Below are 24,996 nucleotides of genomic sequence, written 5' to 3' on the forward strand. Positions count from 1 at the left end.
CAGTTCTCAGACAGCACCACAAACAGAATTTCCAGACAAAGGAGTCACCATGCCAGATTTTGAACTCAGCGAGGACTACCAGGACCTCAGCAACACCGTCCGCGCATTCGCCGACGAAGTAGTGGCCCCCGTCTCCGCCAAGCACGACGAGGAGCACAGCTTCCCCTACGAGGTTGTCTCCCAGATGGCGGACATGGGCCTGTTCGGGCTGCCTTTCCCCGAGGAATTCGGCGGCATGGGCGGCGACTACTTCGCTCTGGCCCTGGCGCTGGAACAGCTGGGCCGCGTCGACCAGTCTGTGGCCATCACGCTGGAGGCCGGCGTCTCCCTCGGCGCCATGCCGATCCACCGCTTCGGCAACGAGGCGCAGAAGCAGGAGTGGCTGCCGCTGCTGGCCTCCGGCAAGGCCCTCGCCGGCTTCGGCCTGACCGAGCCGGAAGCCGGCTCCGACGCCGGCGGCACCAAGACCACCGCCAAGCTCGGCGGCGGGGAGTGGGTCATCAACGGCAACAAGGAGTTCATCACCAACTCCGGCACGGACATCACCAAGCTCGTCACCGTCACCGCGGTGACCGGCCAGGAGGAACGCCCGGACGGCAGCATCAAGAAGGAAATCTCCACCATCCTGGTGCCCACCAACACTCCCGGCTTCAAGGCGGAGAAGGCCTACAACAAGGTCGGCTGGAACGCCTCGGACACCCACCCGCTGACCCTGGACAACGTCCACGTCCCCGAGGAAAACCTGCTGGGCACCCGGGGCCGCGGCTACGCCAACTTCCTCTCCATCCTGGACGAGGGCCGCATCGCGATCGCCGCGCTGGCGGTCGGCGCGGCCCAGGGCTGCGTGGACCAGTCGGTGAAGTACGCCAAGGAACGCAGCGCGTTCGGCCAGAACATCGGCAAGTACCAGGCCATCGCGTTCAAGATCGCCCGGATGGAAGCCCGCGCCCACACCGCCCGGCTGGCCTACTACGACGCTGCCGCCCGGATGCTCGCCGGCAAGCCGTTCAAGACGCAGGCGGCCATCGCTAAGATGGTCGCAGGCGAGGCAGCCATGGACAACGCGCGGGACGCCACCCAGGTGTTCGGCGGCTATGGCTTCATCAACGAATTCACCGTGGCGCGCCACTACCGCGACTCCAAGATCCTTGAGGTCGGCGAGGGCACCACGGAGGTCCAGCTGATGCTGATCGCCCGCGAACTGGGGCTCTGACCGGCCCGCTGGCCGCAACCGTCGAGAGAGGGAATCAACGATGATTAACAAGGTTGTGGCCAGCGCTGCCGAGGCAGTTGCGGACATCCACGACGGCGCCTCGCTCGCCGTCGGCGGGTTCGGGCTCTGCGGCATTCCGGTGGCCCTGATCGAGGCCCTGCACCAAAGCGGCGCCACCAACCTGGAGACCGTGAGCAACAACTGCGGCGTCGACGACTGGGGGCTCGGAATCCTGCTCAAGGACGGCCGGATCCGGCGCACCATCAGCTCCTACGTGGGGGAGAACAAGGAGTTCGCCCGCCAGTACCTCGCCGGCGAGCTTGAGGTGGTCCTCACCCCGCAGGGCACGCTGGCCGAAAAGCTGCGCGCCGGCGGGGCCGGGATCCCGGCGTTCTACACGCCGGCCGGCGTCGGCACCCAGGTGTCCGACGGCGGTCTGCCGCAGAAGTACGACGCCAACGGCAACATTGCGGTTGCCTCCGCGGCGAAGGAGGTGCGCACTTTCCACGGCGCCGACTATGTCCTGGAGGAGTCGCTGACCCCCGACTTCGGCCTCGTCCACGCCTGGAAGGGCGACCGCCACGGCAACCTCGTCTTCCACGCCACCGCCATGAACTTCAACCCGCTCTGCGCCATGGCCGGGAAGATCACGATCGCCGAGGTGGAGGAACTCGTGGAGCCGGGGGAGCTGGACCCCGAACACGTCCACATTCCCGGCATCTTCGTCCAGCGCGTGGTGCTCGCACCAGACGCTGAGAAGCGGATCGAGAAGCGGACGGTGGCGCTGGCCGCAGCGTCCGCCTCCGGCAGCGCACCTGCCGCCAGTGCAGCTTCGGCCCCCGCCACCGCCGCCGTCCCAGCAACAGTCCAGTCAGGAGCCTAGGCCATGGAATCCAACAGCCTGCCGGGCGCGCCGCCCCGTCCCGAAGCGGTCCGCCACGAATACCGGCCCCCCGCCGTCGGGCATCCCGCTGGTGTTGAGAGCAAAGGTTGGACGCGCAACGAACTGGCCGCGCGGGTGGCGCGGGAGCTGCACAACGGGCAGTACGTCAACCTTGGCATCGGCATGCCCACACTGATTCCCAACTACATCCCGGCCGGCGTCGAGGTGGTCCTGCATTCCGAGAACGGCATCCTCGGCGTCGGCCCGTACCCGGCCGAGGACGCCGTGGATCCGGACCTAATCAATGCCGGCAAGGAAACCGTCACCGTCAACAAGGGCGCCGCGTTCTTCGACTCCGCCGCCTCCTTTGGAATGATCCGCGGCGGCCACGTGGATGTCGCAGTGCTCGGCGCGATGGAAGTGGCCCGGAACGGTGACCTTGCCAACTGGATGATCCCGGGCAAGATGGTCAAAGGCATGGGCGGCGCCATGGACCTGGTGTTCGGCGCCAAGAAGGTGATCGTGATGATGGAGCACGTGGACCGGAACGGCCGGCCGAAGATCGTGGAACAGTGCACGCTGCCCCTGACCGGCAAAGGCTGCGTTGACCGCATCATCACGGACCTGGCGGTGATCGACGTCGTGACGGAGGGCGGCACGTCCCGGCTGGTACTGCGCGAACTCGCCCCCAACGTGACGGCCGAGGACGTGGCTGCCGCCACCGGCGCCGAACTTTTCGAGGAAGACCAGGAACTGACGGTATGACAACTGATTCCCAGCACGCGGCTGAACCCCGCGCCGTCGAGCCCCGCGTCATTGAGCAGCGCGGACTCTACTTCGACGAGCTCGAGGAGGATGTGGTCTACGCGCACCGGCCCGGCCGGACCGTGACCGAGGCGGACAATGTCCTCTTCACCACCATGACCATGAACACCCAGGCCCTGCACCTCGATGCCGCCTGGAGCGCGGAGCAGCCATTCGGCCAGCGCCTGATGAACTCCATGTTCACCCTGGCCACGGTGGTGGGGCAGTCCGTGCCGCAGCTGACCCAGGGCACCATCATCGCGCAGCTGGGGCTCACGGACGTGTCCTTCCCGCACCCGATGTACCACGGCGACACGCTGTACACGGAGACGGTGGTGACCGGGAAACGGCTGTCCTCTTCCCGCCCCGGGCAGGGAATTGTGACTATGAAGCACACCGGCCGTAACCAGAACGGCGACGTCGTCGCCCTCGCCATTCGCAGCTGCCTGATGTGGACACAGGATGCACATTCGGAAGCCCAGAACGCGCACAAAAGGGCAGAATAGATCCATGAGTTTCCTGATGGGCCCCGCCCTGCTGTTCTGCCCTGCCGACCGCCCCGAGCGCTACCAGAAGGCGGCCGAGCGCTCCGACGCGGTGATCGTGGACCTCGAGGACGCCGTCGCGCCGGCGGACAAGCAACGGGCCCGCGGCGCCATCCTCGCCCAGCTCGGCGCCACCGGGGACGTCCCCGAGCTGGACCCGAGCCGCACGATCGTCCGGATCAACCCCGCCGGCACGGAGGAGTTCGAGAAGGACCTGCACTGCCTCAAGCACACCCCCTACCGGCACATCATGCTGGCCAAGGCCGAGAGTGCCGCCCAGCTCAAGGAGCTTGAGGGCTACAGCGTGATTGCGCTCTGCGAGACGGCGCTTGGCGTTGTTAATGCCGCCGCCATCGCGGCCGAACCCAATGTGGTCGGGCTGATGTGGGGCGCCGAAGACCTGCTCGCCTCGCTCGGCGGCACCTCCAGCAGAACGGACGACGGCGCCTACCGCGCGGTCGCACTGCACGCCCGCTCCACCGTGCTCCTGGCCGCCCGCGCGTTCGGCAAGGAAGCCGTCGACTCGGTCTACGTCAACATCCCGGACCTGGACGGCCTCGGCGTCGAGGCCCGCGACGCCGTCGCCTCGGGCTTCGGCTCGAAGGCATGCATCCACCCGAACCAGGTGGCCGTGGTCCGCGGGGCCTACGCGCCGTCCGCAGCCGAGGTCGCGGCGGCCGCCGAACTGCTGGCCGCCGCCGCCGAGGCAGGCTCCGGTGTGTTCCAGTTCAACGGCAAGATGATCGACGGCCCCATCCTCAAGCACGCCGAATCCACCCTCCGCCGCGCCGGCCGCTAGCTTTTGGGGCTGCGGCTCTCGTTCATCGTCGCGGCGAGTGGCTGCGGCCGCCCGGGCTCCGCGGCGTGGAACCTCGTCGGTTCGCCACGAATGGCCGCTTTGGCGGGTTGTTTAGCGGCCACTTGCGTCAGATGGCGTGCTCAATTGCACCGAGACCGGGTCCCGCGAGGAGTTTATGGGCACGAATGGACTTGCTCAGCGTCCTACACCGCGAAGACCGGACATGCTCAGCGCTTCCACAAGTACCTGTTCTCCGGCCGGCCCGCGGCGCCGTAGCGGGGGGTGAGCCGGGCGAAGCCGTGGATGACCAGATACTCGAGGTAGCGCCGGGCGCTCACCCTGGATAGTCCGAGCTGAAGCGCCATCCCGGCCGCCGAGACGTCCTCCGGGCTCGACTTGAGTGCCTCGATGACGGCGTCCAGCGTGGGCCGGGACAGACCCTTCGGCAGCCTCGCCAACGGCTCGGCCGGCGGCTCGGACGCCGGTCCCGCCAGGGTGTCCGCGGCTGTGGCCCGGCGGGTCGGCGCCACGAGGCGGTCGATGCTGTCCTGGTCCAGCGGCCCCGCAGCCCCACCCGCGGCGAGTTCACGGCGGAGGAACAGGTACTCGTCGAGCCGTTCGTTGAGGGCCTGAGAGGTGAACGGCTTCACCAGGTAGTGCAGCACCCCGCCGGCCATGGCGCCGCGGACCGTCTCCAGCTCCCGCGACGCCGTTATGACCAGGACGTCCAGGGCCTGCTGGCGGCCGCGGAGCTGCCGGAGCACGTCCAGGCCGGACATGTCCGGGAGATGGATATCCAGCAGGACCAGTTCCGGCCGCAGCTCCGCCGCCAGGTCGAGGCCCTGCTGTCCGGTGTGGGCCATGCTGACGACGTCGAAGCCGCCGCGGGCCAGCAGGAATCCGTGGTGGATCCCGGCGACTGCCACGTCATCGTCAATGATGAGGGTGCGAATGGGGCTCATTGTTTTTGTAGTTCCGCCTCTTTTGTCCTGAGTACCACGGTAAAGCAGGCGCCGCCCAGCGCGGATTGCGACACCGACGCCCCACCGCCCCGGCGCCGGGCCACCCGCTGGACCAAGGCCAGCCCAAAGCCGCGGCTGTTGATCCCCTCGGCCGCCTTGGTCGTGACTCCGGCCTCGAAGACGGCCGCCCGCTCCGGCTCGGGGACGCCCGGGCCGTCGTCCTCGACCGTGATGGTGCGGCCGCCCTCGGGAGACTCCTCCAACCGGACGGCGACAGTGCTGTCGTAGCCCGCCGCGTCCACCGCGTTGTCGATCAGGTTCCCCAGGACCGTGATGACGTCGCCGGTCCCGTCCGGGGTGCACACCGAATCCGGGCTGACCACGATTTCGATGCCGCGCTCGGCGCAGACCGTGGACTTGGCAATCAGCAGCGCCCGGACATCGTGATCGGTGATTCCTGCGGCCAGCGGACGGCTGACGAAGGCGGCGTCGCTGTGGCTCCGGCCCAGGTACTGCACGGCTTTGTCCTGCTCTCCCAGCTCCAGGAGACCCGAGATCACATGCAGTTTGTTGGCGAATTCGTGGGCCTGTGCCCGGAGCGCCTGCGTCACGTCCAGGGCGCCGTCGCGGTCGCGGAGGATCGTGTGGAGCTCCGTGCGGTCGCGAAGGATCAGGACCTTGCCCACCTCCCGGCCGTCCACGGTGGCGGCGTTGACCTTGCCCAGCAGGATCCGCTCCCCGGAGAGCACCAGCTCCTCCGTGACTGACCCGGCAGTCAGCATCCGCCGGATCCCGGGTTCCAGGCATTCGCTGGCGGGTTTCCCGGTGATCTCCTCGCCCAGGCCCAGCAGCCGGCGTGCTTCGTCGTTGACCAGCGCCACGGTCCCCAACGCGTCGACGGCGACCAGCCCCTCGCCCAGGCCGTGCAGCATCGCGTCGCGGGTCTCAAGGAGCGCGGCGATCTCCTCCGGCTCCAGCTTGTAGATCCGCCGCCACACGAGCTTGGAGATGTACATCGCCCCCAGCGACCCGAGCAGGGCCGCCCCAAGGAGCCAGCCGAACAGCTGTGGCAGGTCCTCGTAGAGGTCCTCGGCCAGGGTGGTTTCGAGCACGCCGACCGAGGCCGAGCCGATCACGGTGCCGGTTCCGTCAAAGATGGGAACCTTGACCCGCCAGGATTCACCCAGGGTTCCTGTCTGGGTACCGACGTAGATCTCACCGGAGAGCGGGACCGATGGATCGGTGGAAACGGGCCTGCCGATTTCCGCCGGGTTCGGGTGGGACTGACGGACGCCGTTGCGGTCCGTCACCACCACGTAGGTGACGTTCGAGGCCTGCCGGATGACTTCGGCGATGGGCTGGATGATCTGGGCCGGCTGCGGTGTCCCGAAAGCTTGCACCACCGAGGGCAGCCGGGCCACGCTTTCGGCGACGCCGATCAGCCTGCCCTTGTAGGCGTCCCGGAGCTGCTGTTCCTGCATCCGGATGGTCACGGCCCCCACCGCCGTCAGGACGGCAAGCACGATGGCGAGCTGCAGCGCCACCAGCTGGAAGCGTAAGGGGATCCTGTGAACCATGTCACAAGTTTCCCATCCGGCCGCCGCCCCACCGCCCAAACGAGGCCTCCAGGCCGTGACCAATATGACCACTACTACCTCTATGGCCAAATTCTGGTCCCCGGGCCGGGGCGCTCCTAGTCTCTGGGAAGTGATTCCGATGACGTGCGTCACATTTCAACAAGGAGAAACCATGACCTCCCCTTCCAATTCCACGCGGTCCAGCTTCACCCGCCGGGCTGCGCTCGCAGCCGGGGCGGCCGGCGTCGTCCTCGCCATGTCCGCCTGTGCCGGTGGCGCAAGCGGCGCGGCGGCAGGCCAGAGCGGTGCGGCAGCCGACCCCATCAAGAAGCTGAGCATCATCGTTCCGGCCAACCCGGGCGGCGGCTGGGACCAGACGGGCCGTGCGATGCAGCAGGACCTGCAGTCCAACAAGCTCGTCACCTCCGCCCAGGTCAGCAACATCGGCGGCGGCGGCGGCACGAACGGCCTGGCCAAGCTCGCCACCGAAAAGGACGCCAACACCCTGATGGTGATGGGCTACGTCATGGTGGGCGCCGTGGAAACCAACGCCGCCAAGACCCGGCTGGAAGACACCACCCCCATTGCGCGCCTGACCGAAGAGCCGCTGGTCCTCGTGGTCCCGGCGTCGTCCAAGTACCAGTCCGTCAAGGACCTCGTGGACGACATCAAGGCCAACGGCAAGGGCGTGGCGATCACCGGCGGCTCGGCCGGCGGAGCGGACCACATCCTGGCCGGCCAGATCCTCAAGTCCCAGGGCGTCGAATCCGACAAGCTGAACTACATCGGCTACTCCGGCGGCGGCGAATCGATCGCGGCCCTGCTCGGCAACAAGGTCCAGGCCGGCATCTCCGGCGTGGGGGAGTACGCCGAGCAGGTCAAGGCTGGCAAGGTCCGGGCGCTCGCCGTCTCCGGCACGTCCGAGGTCCCGGCCCTGCCCGGCGTCAAGCCGCTCAAGGACCAGGGCGTCGACGTCGTGCTGACCAACTGGCGCGGTGTCGTGGCGCCGGGGTCCATCGACGACGCGCAGAAGGCGAAGCTGACCGAGGTTGTCACCAAGCTGCACGCCACGGAGGCCTGGAAGGCCACCCTGGCCAAGAACAACTGGGACGACGCCTTCCTCGCCGGCGACGGTTTCAAGACCTTCCTCACCGAGGACATCGCCAAGGTCAAGACCACGCTCACTGAGATCGGCCTGGTCAAGTAACAATGTCCGTTCAAGTCAGCACGCCCGCCAAGCGGCCCACGGGGGAGATCCTCTTCGCCCTGGTGTTCGTGAGCGTGGGCGCAGCGGGCCTCCTGGCGGCGGGGTCCATTCCGATCCCGCCGTCGGAGACCGGCATCGGCCCGCGGGCTTTCCCCTACATCGTGTGCACCATGCTGGTGCTCGTGGGCACGGGCATCGTCGCCCAGGTGTTCCGCGGCAAGGTGGGCCAGGCCGAGGAAAGCGAAGACCTCGACGTCACCGCCAAGACCGACTGGGTGGCGCTGGCGAAACTCGTGGGCTTCGTCGTGCTCCACATCTTCCTGATCGAGCCGGCCGGCTGGCCCGTTGCCGCAGCCGTGCTGTTCAGCGGGGCGGCGTGGTCGCTGGAGGCCAAGCCGCTGTGGAAGGCGGTCATCATTTCCGTGGTGCTGGCGCTCGTGCTGCAGTACGTCTTCGGCGGGCTGCTGGGCGTCTCCCTGCCGCCGGGCCCTCTGCTTGAGGGGGTGCCGTTCTTCCATGGATAGCTTCATGATGCTCCTGGAGGGCTTCTCGACGGCCCTTCAGCCGGTCTACCTGCTGTACGCCCTGGGCGGCGTCTTCGTCGGCACCGCCGTCGGCGTGCTGCCCGGCATCGGTCCGGCGATGACCGTCGCGCTGCTGATGCCCATCACCTACGCGCTGGATCCCGCGGCCGCGCTCATCGTGTTCGCCGGCATCTACTACGGCGGCATGTACGGCGGCTCCACCACATCCATCCTGCTCAACACCCCGGGCGAGTCGTCCTCGATCGTCACGGCGCTCGAGGGCAACAAGATGGCGAAGGCCGGCCGGGGCGCGGCGGCACTGGCGACGGCGGCGATCGGCTCGTTCGTCGCCGGCACCATCGCGACCGTGCTGCTGTCCTTCCTGGCACCCGTCGTCGCGGAACTGGCCGTGGGCCTGGGACCCGTGGACTACGTGGCCCTTATGGTGGTGGCGTTCCTCACCGTCGGTGCCCTGCTGGGAGCCTCCGTGCTGCGCGGCCTCGCGTCGCTGGCCCTGGGGCTGTTCATCGGGATGATCGGCATCGACGACAGCACCGCGCAGCAGCGATTCACCTTCGACAACCCCACCCTGGTGGACGGCATCGATATGGTCCTCGTGGCTGTGGGTCTCTTCGCCCTCGGCGAGGCACTTTACGTGGCCTCGAAACTGCGGCACGGGCCGGTCGAGGTCATCCCGGTCAGCAAGGGCAAGAACGCCTGGCTGTCCAAGGAGGACTGGAAGCGCTCCTGGAAGCCGTGGCTGCGGGGCACGTTCATCGGGTTCCCGATCGGCACGGTGCCGGCAGGCGGCGCTGACGTCTCCACCTTCCTGTCCTACGCCGCGGAGCGGAAACTTGCCAAGGGCCAGAACAAGGCACAGTTCGGCAAGGGCGCCATCGAGGGCGTCGCCGGGCCGGAGGCGGCCAACAACGCCGCTGCCGCCGGCGTCCTGGTCCCGCTGCTGACGCTCGGAATTCCGACGACGGCGACCGCGGCCATGATGCTCACCGCGTTCCAGCGCTACCAGATCCAGCCCGGACCGCTCCTGTTCGAGAACCAGGGCGCGCTGGTGTGGACCCTGATCGCCTCGCTGTACGTCGGGAACCTGATGCTGCTGGTGCTGAACCTGCCGCTGGTCGGGCTCTGGGTGAAGATCCTGCAGATCCCGCGGCCCTACCTGTACGCAGGCATCCTCGTCTTCGCAGCCTTGGGCGCCTTCTCGGTGAACTTCGCGGCGGCCGACGTCGGCATCCTGCTGGTGGTGGGCATCCTGGGCTACTTCATGCGACGCTACGGCTATCCCGTGGCGCCCATGGTGGTGGCGATGATCCTCGGGCCGATGTTCGAAGTGCAGCTGCGGCGCTCGCTGCAGCTCTCCCAGAACGACCCCACGGCCCTGTTCTCCTCGCCGTTCGCTGTGGTGGTGTACGTGTCGATGGCACTGATCTTCGTGGGCTCCTGGTGGCTCCGCCGCCGGCAGGCCTCGCTGGAGGCCGCGCCGGTGAAGGACGAGCTGTCCGTCTAGGCAGGATGTCCTCCTGATTCGCCGCAAATGGCCGGAATGGTGACCACCATTCCGGCCATTTGCGTCCCATGGGTGGTGTGGTGGGCCGCAGACCTCCGGGCCCCCGGACCCCGGCCCGGCCAACGCGGCTCAGTCCTCCGGCGGCAGGGACAGCGGCGGGATGGACTCGTACAGCGGGATCCGGATCCAGCGCTCGCCGGTGGCGCGGAATTCCCTCCGGGTGGCGAAGCGGTACAGGTAGCTGCGGGCCCGAACCCAGCGGGGCCGGGCGCCGTCGAACGGGTCATGCCGCAACAGGCGCAGCGTGGGGCGGTCCGCCTCCAGTAATTTGGCCAGAAAAGCGTAGAACCACTGCTCGTGCACGGTGCGCAGCGGAAGGAACCACATCAGCCAGTCGAGGCGCAGGTGGTACGGCGCCCACTGGCGCGGGATGCGGCGGACGTCGCCGGGCTTGCCGCGGAAGCCGTATTCCCGCCAGTCCGCAGTCTCGTCGGGCTCGGCGTCGAGTGTTCCCTCCACCGCGATTTCGATCCGCTGCTTCGTGACCGTGCCAAAGGCGCCATAAGTGTTCCCCAGCTGCCAGCGGTTGAAGGCGGCGTTCATCAGCTGGTAGTGGGAGAACAGGTTCTCGGCCGGGCGGTAGCTGAGCACCACGAGCAGCACGGTGGCGACCAAAACCACCACCAGCCACGCGACCGGCGCCTGGGTGCCGGAACCCGCGCCCGTGCCGGCCGCCGCGGCATGCCAGTCGAGCGGAATCACCGGGACCACGGCATGCGCCACCGGATCGCTGACAGCGGCGAAGGCGAGCAGGATCGCCATCCAGTTGAGCCAGGCGAAGTTCCCGCTCGCCACCAGCCAGAGCTGCGTGAAAATGATGATGCCCGCGGCCACGCTGGCCAGCGGCTGCGGGGCAAAGAGGAAGAACGGCACCACCAGCTGCGCGAAGTGGTTGCCCAGGACCTCCATCCGGTGCCACGCCTTGGGCAGCAGATGCGCCTGCCGGCTGAGCGGGCCCGGCATCGGCTGGGTCTCGTGGTGGTAGTACAGGGCGGTGAGGTCGCGCCACTCCCGGCCGCCGCGGATCTTGATCATGCCGGCGCCGAACTCCAGACGGAACACCAGCCAGGCCAGCAGGATCAGGATGGGCCTGGGCGGGGGAGTCTGGTCGGAGCCGAGGAACGCCACAATGAAGCCGGCCTCCAGCAGCAGCATCTCCCAGCCAAAGCCGTAGAACGTCTGCCCCACATTGACGATCGACATGTACAGGAGCCACAGCGCCAGGAACGCGAGCATCGGAACCCACGGAGGGCCCAGCTGCGGCAGGCCCAGGACGACCGTGGCGGCAATCGCCATGCCGCCCCAGCAGACGGCCCGCAGGAGCCGGTCCGAGTAGCGCCAACTGAACAGGGTAGGCCGGCGGAACCGGCTGGAGCGTGCCAGGAAATCCGGGACCGGCAGCAAGCCGCGCTCGCCGAGGAGGGCCGGAAACTGGTTGTGCGAGGACAGGAAGGCGACAAAGTAGATGGTGGCGATGCCGCGCTGCAGCACCTGCCGGGCGAACTCATACTCCGGCGCGTCGAACCAGGCGGTCCACTCCACGATTCCCACGTTACGCCTGCGGTCCGCGGCGTCAACGGCGGGCGTCGAGTGGACACTTCGCGGCAATGTTTCCCGCGAACACTGCCGTGACATGCCAACTCGATGGGGAACCCGAGCACCGAACCCGAGCACGGAACCCAGTGCGGGATACTTGAACCATGCAGCCGCGCAAGATCGTCCTCCTCGGGTCCACCGGTTCCATCGGCACGCAGGCGATTGACGTCGTCGACGGCGCCCCGCACCTTTTCGAGGTCGTGGCGCTCAGCGCGGGCGGCGGCAACCTCGAACTCCTGGCCCGGCAGGCCGTCCACACCCGGGCCCGGGCCGTCGGCACCGCGTCCGGAGATGCAGGTGCCCTCCAGCACCTGATCGACGACGCCGCCGGGGCGGCGGGAGTGACCGGCTACCGTCCCGAGATCATCACCGGACCCGACGCCTCCACCCGGATTGCGGAAATCGAGGCCGACGTGGTGCTCAACGGCATCACCGGCTCGATCGGCCTCGCCCCCACCCTGGCGGCGCTCAAATCCGGGGCAACCCTGGCCCTGGCCAACAAGGAATCCCTGATTGTCGGCGGCGCCCTCGTGAAGGCGGCGGCCCGCGAAGGCCAGATCGTCCCGGTCGACTCCGAACACTCCGCCATCGCCCAGTGCCTGCGCTCCGGCACCGCCGCCGAGGTGGACCGGCTGGTCCTCACGGCGTCCGGCGGTCCCTTCCGCGGCAAGACCCGGGAGCAGCTGCACGATGTGTCCCCGCAGGACGCCCTGGCGCACCCCACCTGGGACATGGGCCTCATGGTCACCACCAACTCCGCCAGCCTGGTCAACAAGGGACTGGAAGTGATTGAGGCGCACCTGCTCTTCGACATCCCGCTGGAGAAGATCGACGTCGTGGTCCACCCGCAGTCCGTGGTCCACTCGATGGTCCAGTTCATCGACGGCTCCACCATCGCCCAGGCCTCCCCGCCGGACATGCGCCTGCCCATCGCCCTGGGTCTCGGCTGGCCGGACCGCGTTCCAGGCTCGGCCCGGCCGTGCGACTGGACCCAGGCCACCAGCTGGACCTTCGAGCCGCTCGACACGGAAGCGTTTCCCGCCGTCGGGCTGGCGAAGGATGCCGCCAGACAGGGGGGTACCTACCCGGCGGTCTTCAACGCCGCCAACGAGGAAGCCGTGATGGCTTTCCACAAAGGGCGGATCCGGTTCACCGACATCGTCGATACCATCGAAGCGGTGCTCAGCGAACACACAGGTTCCTCCGGGCTGACGGTGGAGTCCGTGCTGGATGCTGAAAGGTGGGCACGCGCCCGCACCCACGAACGTTTAGCCCTCAGAAGCGTCTAGGAAGCAGCAGATTCAAGCATGAGCCCCGTCCTCCTCTTTATCCTCGGTGTCGTCTTTGTGGCGATCGGCATCGCCGTGTCCATCGCCCTCCACGAGGTGGGCCACCTGCTGCCCGCCAAGCTCTTCAAGGTCCGCGTCACCAAGTACATGATCGGCTTCGGGCCCACGCTCTGGTCCCGGAAGAAGGGCGAGACCGAATACGGTTTCAAGGCCATCCCGCTGGGCGGCTTCGTCTCCATGATCGGCATGTACCCGCCGAACAAGGAGGACGGCACCGTCCGGACCTCCAGCACCGGCATGTTCCAGTCCCTGGCCTCGGACGCCCGCTCCATGGCGCACGAGGAGGTCGGCCCTGCCGACACGGACCGGGTCTTCTACAAGCTGCCGGTCTGGAAGAAGATCATCATCATGCTCGGCGGCCCGGCCATGAACATGCTGATCGGGCTCGCGCTGACGGCCGTGCTGCTGATGGGCTTCGGCATTGCCACCCAGACCACCACCATCGCCGACGTCTCCAAATGCCAGGTCAAGGCCGGCGAAACCGTGGACCCGGACTCGGCCGACTGCAAGCTCACGCCCGCCGCCACCGCGGGTCTGCTGCCCAACGACGTCATCACCTCCTTCGACGGCAAAGCCGTCACCAGCTGGGATCAACTCACCGGCTGGATCCGCGCCTCCGCGGACAAGCAGGTCAGCATCACGGTGGAGCGCGACGGCGTCCCGGTCACCACCACCGTCACCCCGGTCCTCTCCGCGCGTCCCGTGATGGGCGACGACGGCCGGCAGGCCAAGAGCGCCGACGGCACCCTGCAATATCAGGACGTCGGCTTCCTGGGCATCGGCGCGCAGACCGCCCTCGTGCCGCAGCCGGCGTCGACCGTCCTGCCGATGGCGGGCGAGAACATCAAACAGATCGCCGGCGTCGTCCTGAACCTGCCGGCCCGTGTGGCCGGTGTGGCGCAGGCAGCCTTCAGCGAGGAACCCCGCGACCCCAACGGACCCATCAGCGTGGTCGGCGTGGGGCGGGTGGCCGGCGAGGTCGCCGCGATGGAGCAGGTTCCGATGCAGTCCAGGGTGGCCACCCTGGTGGGGCTCCTGGCCGGGCTCAATTTTGCCCTGGCCGTCTTCAACCTCATCCCGCTGCTGCCGCTCGACGGCGGCCATGTGGCCGGCGCGCTGTACGAAGGAGCGCGCCGCAGGATTGCCAAGCTCTTCGGCCGCCCGGACCCCGGCGCGTTCGACATCGCCAAACTGCTCCCGGTCACCTATGTGGTGGCAGTGCTGCTGATGGGCATGGGCGCCCTGCTGATCTACGCGGACATCGTCAAGCCGGTCAACCTCTTCGGCTGATGCGGCGGCTTTCCGGCCTGCGGGGCCCCGTCGTTGTGTCGAAATCGCGAAATCGCCGGAAAGCTGCCAGTTCGCCGACACTGCGGTATATATCAAGCTGTTTGTGACAGCTGGGTGGATTTTTTGTAGTTGATGCCGGCGTGGTCGGGGGCACAGTGTCCGGCCTGCCGCCCAATCCGGCCGGGCGAACCGGATTGCGGTGATTTACCCCTATCAGCTTATTTCGACTTATTTTCAGTAATCAGTTGAAAATGATTGATTCCCTAAGATCAGCCCTTTAAGGTGGGGCTATGTACGTGATGACGATCGACCAGCGCGGCAGCAGCGCCGACCTAGACCGTGTCCCCGGGCTCCTGGCGGAGTTGGCCGGCCTGTCCACGGCCGGGCGCTTCGAGCGCTCAGTGGGCGACGAGGTCCAAGGCGTCGTGGAGCGTCCGGACGAAGTCGTCGAGATCGCCCTGCACGCCCTGCGGAGCGGCCGCTGGTATGTGGGAATCGGGGTGGGCGCGGTGGACCTGCCGCTGCCCGCCAGCCCGAGGGAAGGTTCCGGTCCGGCCTTCGTGGCGGCGCGTGTGGCCGTCGAGAACGCAAAGTCCGGGTCAGCGCATGTGCCGCTCTCCGTCGTCTCCGGCGGGCTGCGCAGGGGAGAGGCTGCCCCCTCGCCTGCGGGATCAGCCGGCGCCCGCGCCTGCGCCAATGCCGAGGCGGTGCTGCGGCTAATCGGACGGCTCGTCCAGGACCGGACGGCCGCCCAGTGGAAGGTCGTGGATGCGCTGCGCTCAGTGCAGCAGGGCCACTCCGGCACGCACGGCACGCAGAAAATCGCTGCCCAGGAACTGGGAATCACCGAACAATCGGTGAGCCGTGCGCTGCTGCGCTCCGGTTGGCAGGAAGAATGGGCGGCGAGGCCGGCGGCGGAAATGCTGCTGTCCTTCGCCCACGGAGCGATCACCGGCAACGGAAACGGGGACGCCGGCGGGCAGCCTGCGGACCGGGCCCGGGACGCGGGCGTGGCCCGGCAATCGGATTCCCGCCCGCGGGACAGCACAGAAGGAGATCGGTGGACGCCCTCTGGATCACCCTGACCCTGCTCACCGCCGGCTTCGTCGGCTGGCCCGTTACCGCACTGGTCTTCCGGCTCGCCCGGACCATCGACGACCGGGCCGACGCCGGTGCCGGCCCGGCTGACCCGGCCAATGATCCCTCGGCGGACGTCACAGTTGACCCCTCCGCCGCCGCTGATCCCACCGCAGCCACTCCCGCCGCCGGCACCGCGGCGCTGGCAGCAGGCTCCGCAGGCGCGTCGGTGAACAGCGTCCGGATCCTGCGCGGCGGCGCGATCATCGGCGTGCTGGAACGGGTGGCGGTGTGCCTCGCGATCCTTGCCGGTGAACCGGTCGCTATCGCCTACGTGGTTGCGATCAAGGGCCTGGGCCGCTTTGCCGAGCTGAAGGAGACTCCGGTTGCCGCGGAGCGGTTCATCATCGGAACCCTCACGTCCCTGCTGTGGGCGGCCGGCGTCGCGGCCCTGGCCAAAGTGCTCTTCCTGGGCTGAGGCCACCCGACGCCGCCCCGCCGCCCCGTCACTCCGACGCCGCCCCGTTGCCGCACGCGCGCGGCCGCGAGCTGGGCTCCGCGCGTCCCCGACTGCGCCCCGGAGCGCGGCCCCGCGCTGTGTCCCGGTGGGCGCCGGATGGGTACCTGGCCGGCAGGGCGATAGTGTATCCGTATGACTGTTTTTGCTGTTGAGTACGTATACGGCGCCGAATCCTCTGAGGTCCGCGACGCCACCCGCCCCGCACACCGCGAATGGACCGCAGGACTGGCCCAGGAGGGAACGCTGCTCGCCAGCGGCCCGTACGGTGACGGCGCCGGTGCCCTCCTCATCTTCAAGGCCGCCGACGAGCAGGCCCTGAACGAGCTCCTCAAGCAGGATCCTTTCGCCACCGCAGGCGCCATCTCCGGTACCCGCACGATGGTCTGGGCCCCCCTGACCGGCCTCCTCGCCGGCCACGCCGCCTGACCAACCCCGCCAGACCTACTTCGATACAAGGAGTCCATGTGACCTCGGTCAGCCTGGGAATGCCGTCAGCACCGCCCCCCGTCCTTGCGCCACGCCGCAAGACCCGCCAGATCAAGGTGGGCTCGGTCGGCGTCGGCTCCGATTCGCCGATCAGCGTGCAGTCGATGACCACCACGCCCACCACGGACATCAACGCCACCCTGCAGCAGATCGCCGAGCTCACGGCGTCCGGCTGTGACATCGTGCGCGTCGCCTGCCCGTCCGCCGACGATGCCGAGGCGCTGCCGATCATCGCCAAGAAGTCCCAAATCCCCGTGATCGCTGACATCCACTTCCAGCCGAAGTACGTCTTCGCCGCCATCGAGGCAGGCTGCGCGGCAGTCCGGGTGAACCCCGGAAACATCCGCAAGTTCGACGACCAGGTCAAGGAAATCGCCCGCGCGGCGAAGGACCACGGCACCTCGATCCGGATCGGCATCAACGCCGGATCGCTGGAGCCCGGAATCCTGAAGAAGTACGGCAAGGCCACTCCGGAAGCCCTCGTGGAATCCGCCGTCTGGGAAGCCTCGCTGTTCGAAGAGCACGGCTTCAACGACTTCAAGATCTCGGTCAAGCACAATGACCCGGTCATCATGGTCGCCGCTTACGAGATGCTCGCCGAGCAGGGCGACTGGCCGCTGCACCTCGGTGTCACCGAGGCCGGCCCCGCCTTCCAGGGCACCATCAAGTCGGCGACGGCCTTCGGCGCGCTGCTGTCCCGCGGCATCGGTGACACCATCCGCGTGTCCCTTTCGGCCCCGCCGGTGGAGGAAATCAAGGTTGGCAACCAGATCCTGCAGTCGCTGAACCTGCGCCCGCGCAAGCTCGAGATTGTCTCCTGCCCGTCCTGCGGACGCGCCCAGGTGGACGTGTACACGCTTGCCGAACAGGTCACAGCCGGTCTGGAAGGCATGGAGATCCCGCTGCGCGTTGCCGTGATGGGCTGCGTCGTCAACGGACCGGGCGAAGCCCGCGAAGCCGATCTGGGCGTCGCTTCGGGCAACGGCAAGGGCCAGATCTTTGTGAAGGGCGAGGTCATCAAGACTGTCCCGGAGAGCCAGATTGTTGAGACACTGATCGAAGAGGCCATGCGTATCGCTGAAGAGATGGGGGAGGCCGATGGCGAAGATGCTGTCAAGGGTAGCCCCGTGGTTAGCGTCTCGTAAGGACGGCGCCGCTCCCGGCGTCGCAGTCCGGATCCTCGGGGGCCCGGACACTTCCCAGCTTGTGGACCTGGCCCGGCAGGACGCCGTCGCCAACGTCTTTATCCTGTCCCATCTGAAGACCGCCGGTTCGGCGGCCCCCACTGCCGGCGGCGCCAGCATCCTTGGCGTGTTCGACGGCGGCATCCTCCTGGGGGCCTGCTGGGCCGGTGCCAACCTGGTGCCGGTGCAGCTGGACCCGGAGCTTGCCGGCATGGTGGCGGTGGCTGCACACAGCACGGGCCGCCGTTACGCCTCGATCTTCGGTCCGGCCGACTCGGTGCTGGCCCTGTATGCCGGGCTGGAACAATTCGGCCAGGCGGCCCATGAAATCCGCGACGACCAGCCGCTGATGACGATTTCCGGCCCGCCCGCCGTGGCGCCGAATCCGCGGCTGGGCTTTGGCCAGCTGGCCGACTTCGACAAGATCCTGCCCGCGTGCGCTGCGATGTTCGAAGAGGAAGTGGGCTATTCGCCGTACCTGGGCGGCCGGGAGTACTACAGCCGCCGGGTCAAGGGCCTCATCCGCGAGGGGCATTCCCTGGTCCACCTGGACGCCGCGGGCGAGGTGGTCTTCAAGGCCGAACTCGGCGCGGTCACTCCGGAGGCGACGCAGGTGCAGGGTGTCTGGATGAACCCGGCCCTCCGTGGGCAGGGCCTCAGCGCCGGGTACATGGCCGCCGTCGTCGTCCTTGCCCAAACCCAGGCCCCGGTGACCAGCCTTTACGTGAACAGTTTCAACTCCCGGGCGCGCGCCACCTACGAACGGGTGGGCTTCCGCCAGGCGGGCACGTTCGCCACCGTGCTTTTTTGACGCCAGTGGCTTTTTAACCGTCGGGTCAAGGGACGTTTAACAGCAGTATCCTCCCGCCCCAGCAGTAACACATGGCTTCCAGAAAAATATCTGGATGCGGACTCTTGTTTTCGTGCCCCGCGTCACATAAGTTCGAGCTAGCCGTGTCGCATGGGCACGTGTTTCCCCGGGAGTACCAGCCGGGGTTGCAGACGCCCTTGAGGGCAACACCAGGGGCCCACAGCCAGAGATTTGGCGGTATTGGGGGCCGCAGAGCCACGTCATGACAGGATGACCAGCCGGATTCGGCCAGGGGCTTCCACCGGTCATGACGTGGCTCTTCTGCGTCCGGGCGGACGGTAGATTAGTACCTAGGCTTTTGTGCCGGTCACCCCGGTTCTCCTGATTCACAGCTTTGCTGCTTGCCCCGCACCTTCCCAGAAACGGATAGATACCCAGTGGTCCTTCGACTCTCCAAGCTGTTCCTGCGCACCCTGCGTGAAGATCCCGCCGACGCCGAGGTGGCCAGCCACCGGCTCCTGGTCCGCGCCGGGTACATCCGCCGCGCTGCTCCGGGCATCTACACCTGGCTTCCGCTGGGACTGAGCGTGCTGCGCAAGGTGGAGACGGTCATCCGCGAGGAAATGTCCGCCATCGGAGCCCAGGAGGTGCACTTCCCGGCCCTGCTGCCCAAGGAGCCCTACGAGGCCACCAACCGCTGGACCGAGTACGGAGAGGGCATCTTCCGGCTCAAGGACCGCAAGGGAAACGACTACCTGCTGGCCCCCACGCACGAGGAAATGTTCACCCTGCTGGTCAAGGACCTGTACTCCTCGTACAAGGACCTGCCGCTGAGCATCTACCAGATCCAGAACAAGTACCGCGACGAGGCACGTCCCAGGGCAGGCCTGCTGCGCGGCCGCGAGTTCATCATGAAGGACTCCTACTCCTTCGACGTCGACGACGCCGGCCTGGACGCCAGCTACGAGGCGCACCGCGGCGCGTACCTGAAGATCTTCGAGCGCCTGGGCCTCGAGGTCGTTCCGGTGTCTGCCACCGCCGGCGCCATGGGCGGGTCCAAGAGCGAGGAATTCCTGCACCCCACGGAGATCGGCGAGGACACCTTCGTGCGGTCCGCCGGCGGCTACGCGGCCAACGTCGAAGCCGTCACCACGGTGGTCCCCGCGGACATCGACTTCAGCAACGCCCCTGCCGCCGAGGTCCGGGACACCCCGGACACCCCCACCATCGACACGCTCGTGGACGCCGCCAACGTCCTGGTGCCCCGTGCCGAGGCCGACGGCGGCGCCTGGACGGCCGCCGACACGCTCAAGAACGTCGTCCTCGCCGTCACCCTGCCCACCGGCGAACGCCAGATCGTCGTCATCGGCGTTCCGGGCGACCGCGGCGTGGACCTCAAGCGCGTGGAAGCGAACATCGGGTCTTTCCTGCCCATCGCCGGCGAAATCACGCTCGAGGCCGCCAACGAGGAGGACCTCAAGAAGCAGCCCCTCATCGTCAAGGGCTACCTCGGACCCGGCATGTCCCTGGACGCGCCCCTGCTGGGCGCCGAGGGTGCCGCCAAGCTGCTCTACCTCGTGGACCCGCGCGTCGTTAGCGGTTCCGCCTGGGTCACCGGCGCCAACGAGGCCGGCAAGCACGTCTTCGGACTGGTCGCCGGCCGCGACTTCGGCTGGGACGGCGTCATCGAAGCCACCGAGGTGCGCGCCGGCGACGAGGCCCCTGACGGCTCCGGCCCGCTGGAAACTGCCCGCGGCATCGAAATGGGCCACATCTTCCAGCTCGGCCGCAAGTATGCCGAGGCCCTGGAGCTCAAGGTCCTGGACCAGAACGGCAAGCAGGTCGTGGTAACCATGGGCTCCTACGGCGTCGGCGTCACCCGCGCCGTCGCGGCCCTGGCCGAATCCAACCATGACGACAAGGGCCTCGTCTGGCCGCGCGCCGTCGCCCCGGCCGACGTCCACGTCGTTGCCGTTGGCCGCGGCGAGGAAATCTTCGCCGCCGCGGAGAAGCTGGCCCTCGAACTCGAAGCCGCCGGCCTCGACGTGATCTACGACGACCGCCCCAAGGTATCCCCGGGCGTGAAGTTCGGCGACGCGGAGCTCGTCGGGGTCCCGACCATCCTCGCCGTCGGGCGCGGCCTGGTGGACGGGGTGGTCGAGATCAAGGACCGCCGCAGCGGCAACGCCGAGAACGTCGCCGTTGAGAAGGCCGTCGACTTTTGTGTCGACGCCGTCCGCAACCACTAACCCGCTGAACCTGCGGGCGTGGTTTCCGGACTCGAATCGATCGAGCTCAGCACCCTCATCCTGATCGTGGTCGCCGGCTTCGCCGCGGGCTGGGTCGATGCCGTCGTCGGGGGCGGGGGACTGATCCAACTTCCGGCGATGCTGCTGGTGCCGGGCATCAGCCCGGTGCAGGCGCTGGCGACGAACAAAATGGGGTCGATTTTCGGCACCACCACCAGCGCCGTCACGTACTACGGCCGGGTGCGGCCGGATCTGCGCACAGCGCTGCCCATGGCGGTGATCGCTATGGCCGGGAGCTACGGCGGGGCTGTCCTCGCGGCGAACCTGCCGGCGAGCGTGTTCAAGCCCATCATCGTGGCCGCGCTCGTCGCGGTCGCGCTGTTCACGGCCTTCCAGCCCAGCGTCGGCCAGCTGACCAAGCTGCGCCACGAGGGTCACCGGCACTACGTCGTGGCGTGCCTGATCGGCGGCGTGATCGGCTTCTATGACGGGCTGATTGGCCCCGGGACCGGGTCCTTCCTGATCATCGCGCTCGTCTCGGCGATGGGCTACGCCTTCCTCGAGGCCAGCGCCAAGGCCAAGATCGTGAACATGGCCACCAATGCCGGCGCCCTGCTGTTCTTCGTCCCGCACGGTGCCGTGCTGTGGGGACTCGGGCTGGTCCTTGGCGCCTCGAACATGGCCGGCGGCTACCTCGGTGCCCGGACGGCCGTGAAGCAGGGGAACAGGTTTATCCGTATCGTGTTCCTGGCCGTGGTCGGGGCGCTCATTGTCAAGCTCGGCTCGGACATCTGGCAGGAGAGCTTCGCCTAGCGGCCGCTCCGCCGGCTCTGCCCGGGTGCCATCCCCGAGGGACTCCCCGTTCCGCGGCCCCCGGCGTAGCATGCAGCTATGTCAGCTCCTGAAGAACGCTACGACGGTGCCCTGGAGGCTGCGGCCCGGCACGCACGGCAGTGGCTGAAGAGCCAGGAGACCCGGCGTGTTGGCCCCAGCGTGACCGCGGCGGCCCTGGCGGCCGACTTTGGCGGTCCGCTGCCCCAGGACGGAATGCCGGCGGCAGAGGTGGTGGACTACCTGGCGACGAAGGCCGAACCCGGGCTCATGGCCATGCCTTCCGGACGGTTCTTCGGCTGGGTCATCGGCGGGACCCTGCCTGCCGCGCTGGCCGCGGACTGGCTGGTCAGCGCCTGGGACCAGAACGCCGTGTTGCGCTTCGCCACGCCCGCGACGGCGGCCATCGAAGAAGGCGCCGGCAAATGGCTGCTCGAGCTGCTGGGTCTCCCCGAGGAGTCCGATGTCGGGTTCGCCACCGGTGCCACCATGGCGAACTTCGCCGGCCTGGCGGCGGCGCGGTGGCGGCTGATGGCCGACGCCGGGTGGGACCTCGACGGCGACGGCCTCGCCGGCGCGCCCCGGATCCGCTGCTTCGTGGGCCAGGAACGCCACGACTCGATCGACTTGGGCCTCCGGTACCTGGGGCTGGGGCGGCCCACCGTGGTCCCCGTAGACCGGCAAGGCCGCATCGACCCGTGGGAACTGGACCGTGCCCTGGGCCGCGCTGTTGAACAGGCGTCCGCTGCGGGATCACGCCCGGCCCCGCTGCTGGTCTGCCTGCAGGCCGGAAACCTGCATTCAGGCGCCTTTGATCCGTTCGTGGAAGCAATCGCCGTCGCGAAGGCGCGGGGCGCCTGGGTCCATGTGGATGGCGCGTTCGGGCTCTGGGCCGCAGCCGTCCCGGAACTCGCCGCCCTGACCGCCGGGCTGCAGGGCGCCGATTCGTGGGGCACCGACGCGCACAAGACCCTCAACGTGCCGTATGACTGCGGGATCGCAGTGGTCCGCGACGCCCGGGCCCTGCGCGCAGCCATGGGCGTCCACACCAGCTACCTGATCCAGGACGCGGACGGCGCGGCGGACCCCTTCGAGACCGTTCCGGAGCTGTCCCGCCGGGCCCGCGGGGTGCCGGTCTGGGCCGCGCTGAAATCGCTGGGCCGGAACGGCGTCACGGGCCAGGTCCGCGGGCTCGTGCTGCGCGCCCGGCAACTGGCGGAGCAGCTGTCCGCGCTGGACGGCGTCGAGGTGCTCAACGACGTCGACTACACCCAGGTGTCGCTGGCCTTCGGCGACGACGCCACCACCCGCGCGGTGACGGCGCGGATCATCGGCGACGGGCGGGTCTGGATGTCCGGTTCCCGTTGGCAGGACAGGGAAATCCTGCGGATCTCCGTCAGCAACTGGAGCACCGACGACGCCGACGTTGCAGTCGCCGTCGACGCTGTCCGGGACGCCCTGGCTGCGGTCCGCCGGCACCACGGCTAGCCGGGGGCGTCCCCTGGTGCCGGCAGTTCGTGCGGCGCGGGAAGCCCCGGCAGCGTCCGGCCGGCCAGCGTGCTGGCCACCCAGAGCGAACGGGCGAGGTCGCCCTCATGGCGTGGTTTGGCGGCGTACCAGAGGGCGTTTTCCACCTCGCGGGCAAGGCTCCACTGCCGGGCGACGTCGGCGTCCAGGCCGGCGGCACTGCTGAAGTCGTGGCAGCGCTCCCGCAGGCCCCGTGCGGGATCAGCCCGCGGCAGCTCCTGGATCCGGTTCCACAGCAACGGCGCCACCGCGAACTCCGCCTCGCCGATCATGGGCTGCGGATCGATCGCGGCGTAGCCATCGGCCGGTTCACCGCCGGGGTTCGGGTCGTCGCGGGGGAGCCGGGCAAGGATGTTCAGATAGTGCAGGTCGGTATGGACCAGCACATCCTTGCCGGAGCGGCGGCCGACGGCGCCTCGGGTCTGGCAGACCTCCAGCGCGGCTTCCAGCAGCCAGCGCGGGAAGGGCCGGCCCAGCCGTTCCCAGGTCTCCGGCAGCTCATCGCTCCACTGTTCGGCCCTGGCCGCCACGTGGCCGAACTCCGCCCAGTCCGGCTGTCCGTCCGGGACCAGGCTCAGCTGGCGGACCAGCCCGGCCCACACCGGGACTGCCACGTCCATCGGCACGTCCTGAAGCGAGCGGTCGGCGTCCAGGCGCTCCAGCAGCAGTGCGCCGGCCCCGGCATCTTGGGCCAGCAGCCGGACCGCCCCGTGCCCGCTCCAGAGGGCCAGTGCATGCGGCTCCACGACGGCTTCGTCGTGCGGATAGGCGATCTTCAGGACGGCGGGTTCGTCGGCGCGGGAGTCGGAGCCGGCGCCGGAACCGGCCAGATGGCGCACCGGGACCACGATGGCGCCGTGGCCGTTCCAGGGCAGTGAGCCGTGAGCGAGGTCAAGTCCGAGCTGCCACCGGTCGAGGGACTGCTCGATCAGCCGGGGGAGCGATGCCAGCCAGTTGCGGCCGGTGGCGCTGCCGCCGTAGCGGCGGCTGAGGTCGGGCGGGATCGGGACGTGTGCGGTCTGGCTCATCGGATCCAGCCTAGTTGCTGCCGGGCGCCCAAGTGCCGCTGGGGCCGCCGCCTCAGTCCGGCGGCCCGCCTGCAAACGACGGGCAACAACAGGACGGTCAGACGGCGATGCCGCTGGCGCCGAGCCAGCTGCCGATGAGGAAGGTCGCGATGAGCGCTGCCGCGCCGCCGATGACCACGCGGACGGCAGCTTTCGTCTTCGAGCCGCCGCCGATCCAAGCGCCGATGGCTCCGGTCAGGGCCAAGGCGACCAGCACGGCCACGAAGGTCAGCGGAACGCGGATGTCCTCTGGCGGCAGCAGGATGGCCAGCATGGGGAGGATCGCGCCAATGAGGAACGCCGCGGCGGAGGCGAACGCGGCGTGCCACGGGCTGACAATGTCCGTCTCGTCAATGTGCAGTTCCGCGGAAAGGTGGGCGCCGAGGGCATCGTGGGCGGTGAGCTCCTTGGCAACGGTGCGGGCCGTATCGGCACTCAGGCCCTTGCCCTGGTAAATCGCGGCGAGTTCCTCGAGCTCCTCCTCGGGCTGTTCGGCCAGCTCCCGGCGTTCCTTTTCGATCAGGGCCTTCTGGCTGTCCTTCTGGCTGCTCACGGAGACGTATTCGCCCAGGGCCATCGAGATTGACCCACCCACGACGCCGGCGGCACCGGCAACAAGGATGGGGCCGGAATCCGTGGTGACGCCGGCGACGCCGACCACAATCGCGGCGACGGAGACGATGCCGTCGTTGGCGCCCAGCACACCCGCACGAAGCCAGTTGAGGCGGTGCGCAATGTCGTTGTGGTGTGGCTCGTTCTCGTGCTGGGTGGGGGCGGCTTGACTGTCCATGACTACAGCAAACCACCGGTGCCCGCGGCTGGCCAGCATGACGAGCCTAAGCAAGGTAAGCCGAAGATTCCTCGGGCCGGGGTTTCCTGTGCCCCGCAGCGCCGGCTTGGGGCGCAACGG

23 protein-coding genes are annotated in these 24,996 nt (G+C 68.4%); 18 read left to right on the top strand and 5 right to left on the bottom strand.

Annotation, left to right across the window (positions count from 1 at the left end):
* The first annotated feature begins 49 nt into the window (after nucleotides 1-49).
* Genes AC1DF4_RS11225 through AC1DF4_RS11245 form a run of 5 tightly spaced genes read left to right on the top strand, consistent with a single transcriptional unit; the run spans nucleotide 50 to nucleotide 4,244 of the window.
* On the top strand, nucleotides 50-1,213 hold the full coding sequence (locus tag AC1DF4_RS11225; protein WP_476912971.1) for an acyl-CoA dehydrogenase family protein: 1,164 nt from the start codon (nucleotides 50-52) through the stop codon (nucleotides 1,211-1,213).
* Between the two features lie 40 nt (nucleotides 1,214-1,253).
* A complete protein-coding gene (locus AC1DF4_RS11230) occupies nucleotides 1,254-2,096 on the top strand; it encodes a CoA transferase subunit A (protein WP_476912972.1) in 843 nt (280 codons plus the stop codon).
* Between the two features lie 3 nt (nucleotides 2,097-2,099).
* On the top strand, nucleotides 2,100-2,861 hold the full coding sequence (locus tag AC1DF4_RS11235) for a CoA transferase subunit B (protein WP_476912973.1): 762 nt from the start codon (nucleotides 2,100-2,102) through the stop codon (nucleotides 2,859-2,861).
* A complete protein-coding gene (locus tag AC1DF4_RS11240; protein WP_476912974.1) occupies nucleotides 2,858-3,406 on the top strand; it encodes a MaoC family dehydratase in 549 nt (182 codons plus the stop codon). Before AC1DF4_RS11235 ends, AC1DF4_RS11240 begins: the two co-directional genes overlap by 4 nt.
* 4 nt (nucleotides 3,407-3,410) lie before the next feature.
* On the top strand, nucleotides 3,411-4,244 hold the full coding sequence (locus AC1DF4_RS11245; protein WP_476912975.1) for an HpcH/HpaI aldolase/citrate lyase family protein: 834 nt from the start codon (nucleotides 3,411-3,413) through the stop codon (nucleotides 4,242-4,244).
* A gap of 227 nt (nucleotides 4,245-4,471) precedes the next feature.
* Here the strand turns inward: AC1DF4_RS11245 and AC1DF4_RS11250 are convergent, their stop codons facing one another.
* On the bottom strand, nucleotides 4,472-5,206 hold the full coding sequence (locus tag AC1DF4_RS11250) for a response regulator (RefSeq protein WP_476912976.1): 735 nt from the start codon (nucleotides 5,204-5,206) through the stop codon (nucleotides 4,472-4,474).
* Nucleotides 5,203-6,783: an ATP-binding protein gene (locus AC1DF4_RS11255; protein WP_476912977.1), complete on the bottom strand. Its 1,581-nt coding sequence runs from the start codon at nucleotides 6,781-6,783 to the stop codon at nucleotides 5,203-5,205. The genes AC1DF4_RS11250 and AC1DF4_RS11255 overlap by 4 nt, the downstream gene beginning before the upstream one ends.
* A 172-nt stretch (nucleotides 6,784-6,955) precedes the next feature.
* Between AC1DF4_RS11255 and AC1DF4_RS11260 the strand changes: the two genes are divergently transcribed.
* Genes AC1DF4_RS11260 through AC1DF4_RS11270 form a run of 3 tightly spaced genes read left to right on the top strand, consistent with a single transcriptional unit; the run spans nucleotide 6,956 to nucleotide 10,039 of the window.
* The gene (locus tag AC1DF4_RS11260) at nucleotides 6,956-7,990 is read left to right on the top strand and encodes a Bug family tripartite tricarboxylate transporter substrate binding protein (protein WP_476912978.1); all 1,035 of its coding nucleotides are present in this window, start codon (nucleotides 6,956-6,958) and stop codon (nucleotides 7,988-7,990) included.
* 2 nt (nucleotides 7,991-7,992) lie between these two features.
* Nucleotides 7,993-8,514 (top strand): tripartite tricarboxylate transporter TctB family protein, encoded by a 522-nt coding sequence (locus tag AC1DF4_RS11265; RefSeq protein ID WP_476912979.1) that lies wholly within the window; start codon nucleotides 7,993-7,995, stop codon nucleotides 8,512-8,514.
* Nucleotides 8,507-10,039 carry a tripartite tricarboxylate transporter permease gene (locus tag AC1DF4_RS11270; protein ID WP_476912980.1) on the top strand — a complete coding sequence of 511 codons (1,533 nt, stop codon included), beginning with the start codon at nucleotides 8,507-8,509 and terminating at the stop codon, nucleotides 10,037-10,039. The genes AC1DF4_RS11265 and AC1DF4_RS11270 overlap by 8 nt, the downstream gene beginning before the upstream one ends.
* 129 nt (nucleotides 10,040-10,168) lie before the next feature.
* On the opposite strand, the gene AC1DF4_RS11275 is transcribed toward AC1DF4_RS11270, so the two are convergent.
* Entirely contained in the window at nucleotides 10,169-11,641 is a 1,473-nt protein-coding gene (locus AC1DF4_RS11275; RefSeq protein ID WP_476912981.1) for a lipase maturation factor family protein, read from the bottom strand.
* Nucleotides 11,642-11,799: 158 nt separating this feature from the next.
* On the opposite strand from AC1DF4_RS11275, the gene dxr reads away from it, so the two are divergent.
* The 10 genes from dxr (at nucleotide 11,800) to AC1DF4_RS11325 (ending at nucleotide 22,980) form a co-directional block, all read left to right on the top strand.
* Nucleotides 11,800-12,984: a 1-deoxy-D-xylulose-5-phosphate reductoisomerase gene (gene dxr / locus AC1DF4_RS11280; RefSeq protein WP_476912982.1), complete on the top strand. Its 1,185-nt coding sequence runs from the start codon at nucleotides 11,800-11,802 to the stop codon at nucleotides 12,982-12,984.
* An 18-nt stretch (nucleotides 12,985-13,002) separates the two neighbouring features.
* Complete coding sequence (locus AC1DF4_RS11285) at nucleotides 13,003-14,334, top strand: M50 family metallopeptidase (RefSeq protein WP_476912983.1); 1,332 nt, start codon at nucleotides 13,003-13,005, stop codon at nucleotides 14,332-14,334.
* A 290-nt stretch (nucleotides 14,335-14,624) separates the two neighbouring features.
* Complete coding sequence (locus AC1DF4_RS11290) at nucleotides 14,625-15,419, top strand: MarR family transcriptional regulator (protein ID WP_476912984.1); 795 nt, start codon at nucleotides 14,625-14,627, stop codon at nucleotides 15,417-15,419.
* A complete protein-coding gene (locus AC1DF4_RS11295) occupies nucleotides 15,395-15,889 on the top strand; it encodes a hypothetical protein (RefSeq protein ID WP_476912985.1) in 495 nt (164 codons plus the stop codon). Before AC1DF4_RS11290 ends, AC1DF4_RS11295 begins: the two co-directional genes overlap by 25 nt.
* A gap of 174 nt (nucleotides 15,890-16,063) precedes the next feature.
* A complete protein-coding gene (locus AC1DF4_RS11300; RefSeq protein WP_476912986.1) occupies nucleotides 16,064-16,357 on the top strand; it encodes a YciI family protein in 294 nt (97 codons plus the stop codon).
* A 38-nt stretch (nucleotides 16,358-16,395) separates the two neighbouring features.
* Nucleotides 16,396-17,562, top strand: coding sequence for a flavodoxin-dependent (E)-4-hydroxy-3-methylbut-2-enyl-diphosphate synthase (ispG, locus tag AC1DF4_RS11305; protein ID WP_441405511.1), 1,167 nt, complete (start codon nucleotides 16,396-16,398; stop codon nucleotides 17,560-17,562).
* Nucleotides 17,525-18,412, top strand: a complete 888-nt coding sequence (locus tag AC1DF4_RS11310) for a GNAT family N-acetyltransferase (protein ID WP_476913091.1) — start codon at nucleotides 17,525-17,527, stop codon at nucleotides 18,410-18,412. Before ispG ends, AC1DF4_RS11310 begins: the two co-directional genes overlap by 38 nt.
* Nucleotides 18,413-18,849: 437 nt before the next feature.
* Nucleotides 18,850-20,661 carry a proline--tRNA ligase gene (locus AC1DF4_RS11315; RefSeq protein ID WP_476912987.1) on the top strand — a complete coding sequence of 604 codons (1,812 nt, stop codon included), beginning with the start codon at nucleotides 18,850-18,852 and terminating at the stop codon, nucleotides 20,659-20,661.
* Nucleotides 20,662-20,679: 18 nt separating this feature from the next.
* A complete protein-coding gene (locus tag AC1DF4_RS11320; protein ID WP_476912988.1) occupies nucleotides 20,680-21,474 on the top strand; it encodes a sulfite exporter TauE/SafE family protein in 795 nt (264 codons plus the stop codon).
* Between the two features lie 78 nt (nucleotides 21,475-21,552).
* Complete coding sequence (locus tag AC1DF4_RS11325) at nucleotides 21,553-22,980, top strand: pyridoxal phosphate-dependent decarboxylase family protein (RefSeq protein ID WP_476912989.1); 1,428 nt, start codon at nucleotides 21,553-21,555, stop codon at nucleotides 22,978-22,980.
* Here the strand turns inward: AC1DF4_RS11325 and AC1DF4_RS11330 are convergent.
* The gene (locus AC1DF4_RS11330) at nucleotides 22,977-24,047 is read right to left on the bottom strand and encodes an aminoglycoside phosphotransferase family protein (RefSeq protein WP_476912990.1); all 1,071 of its coding nucleotides are present in this window, start codon (nucleotides 24,045-24,047) and stop codon (nucleotides 22,977-22,979) included. The genes AC1DF4_RS11325 and AC1DF4_RS11330 overlap by 4 nt on opposite strands.
* A gap of 97 nt (nucleotides 24,048-24,144) precedes the next feature.
* Nucleotides 24,145-24,876, bottom strand: coding sequence for a VIT1/CCC1 transporter family protein (locus AC1DF4_RS11335; RefSeq protein WP_476912991.1), 732 nt, complete (start codon nucleotides 24,874-24,876; stop codon nucleotides 24,145-24,147).
* Between the last annotated feature and the right edge of the window lie 120 nt (nucleotides 24,877-24,996).

It is taken from the genome of Arthrobacter sp. 05N429, from assembly GCF_056397045.1.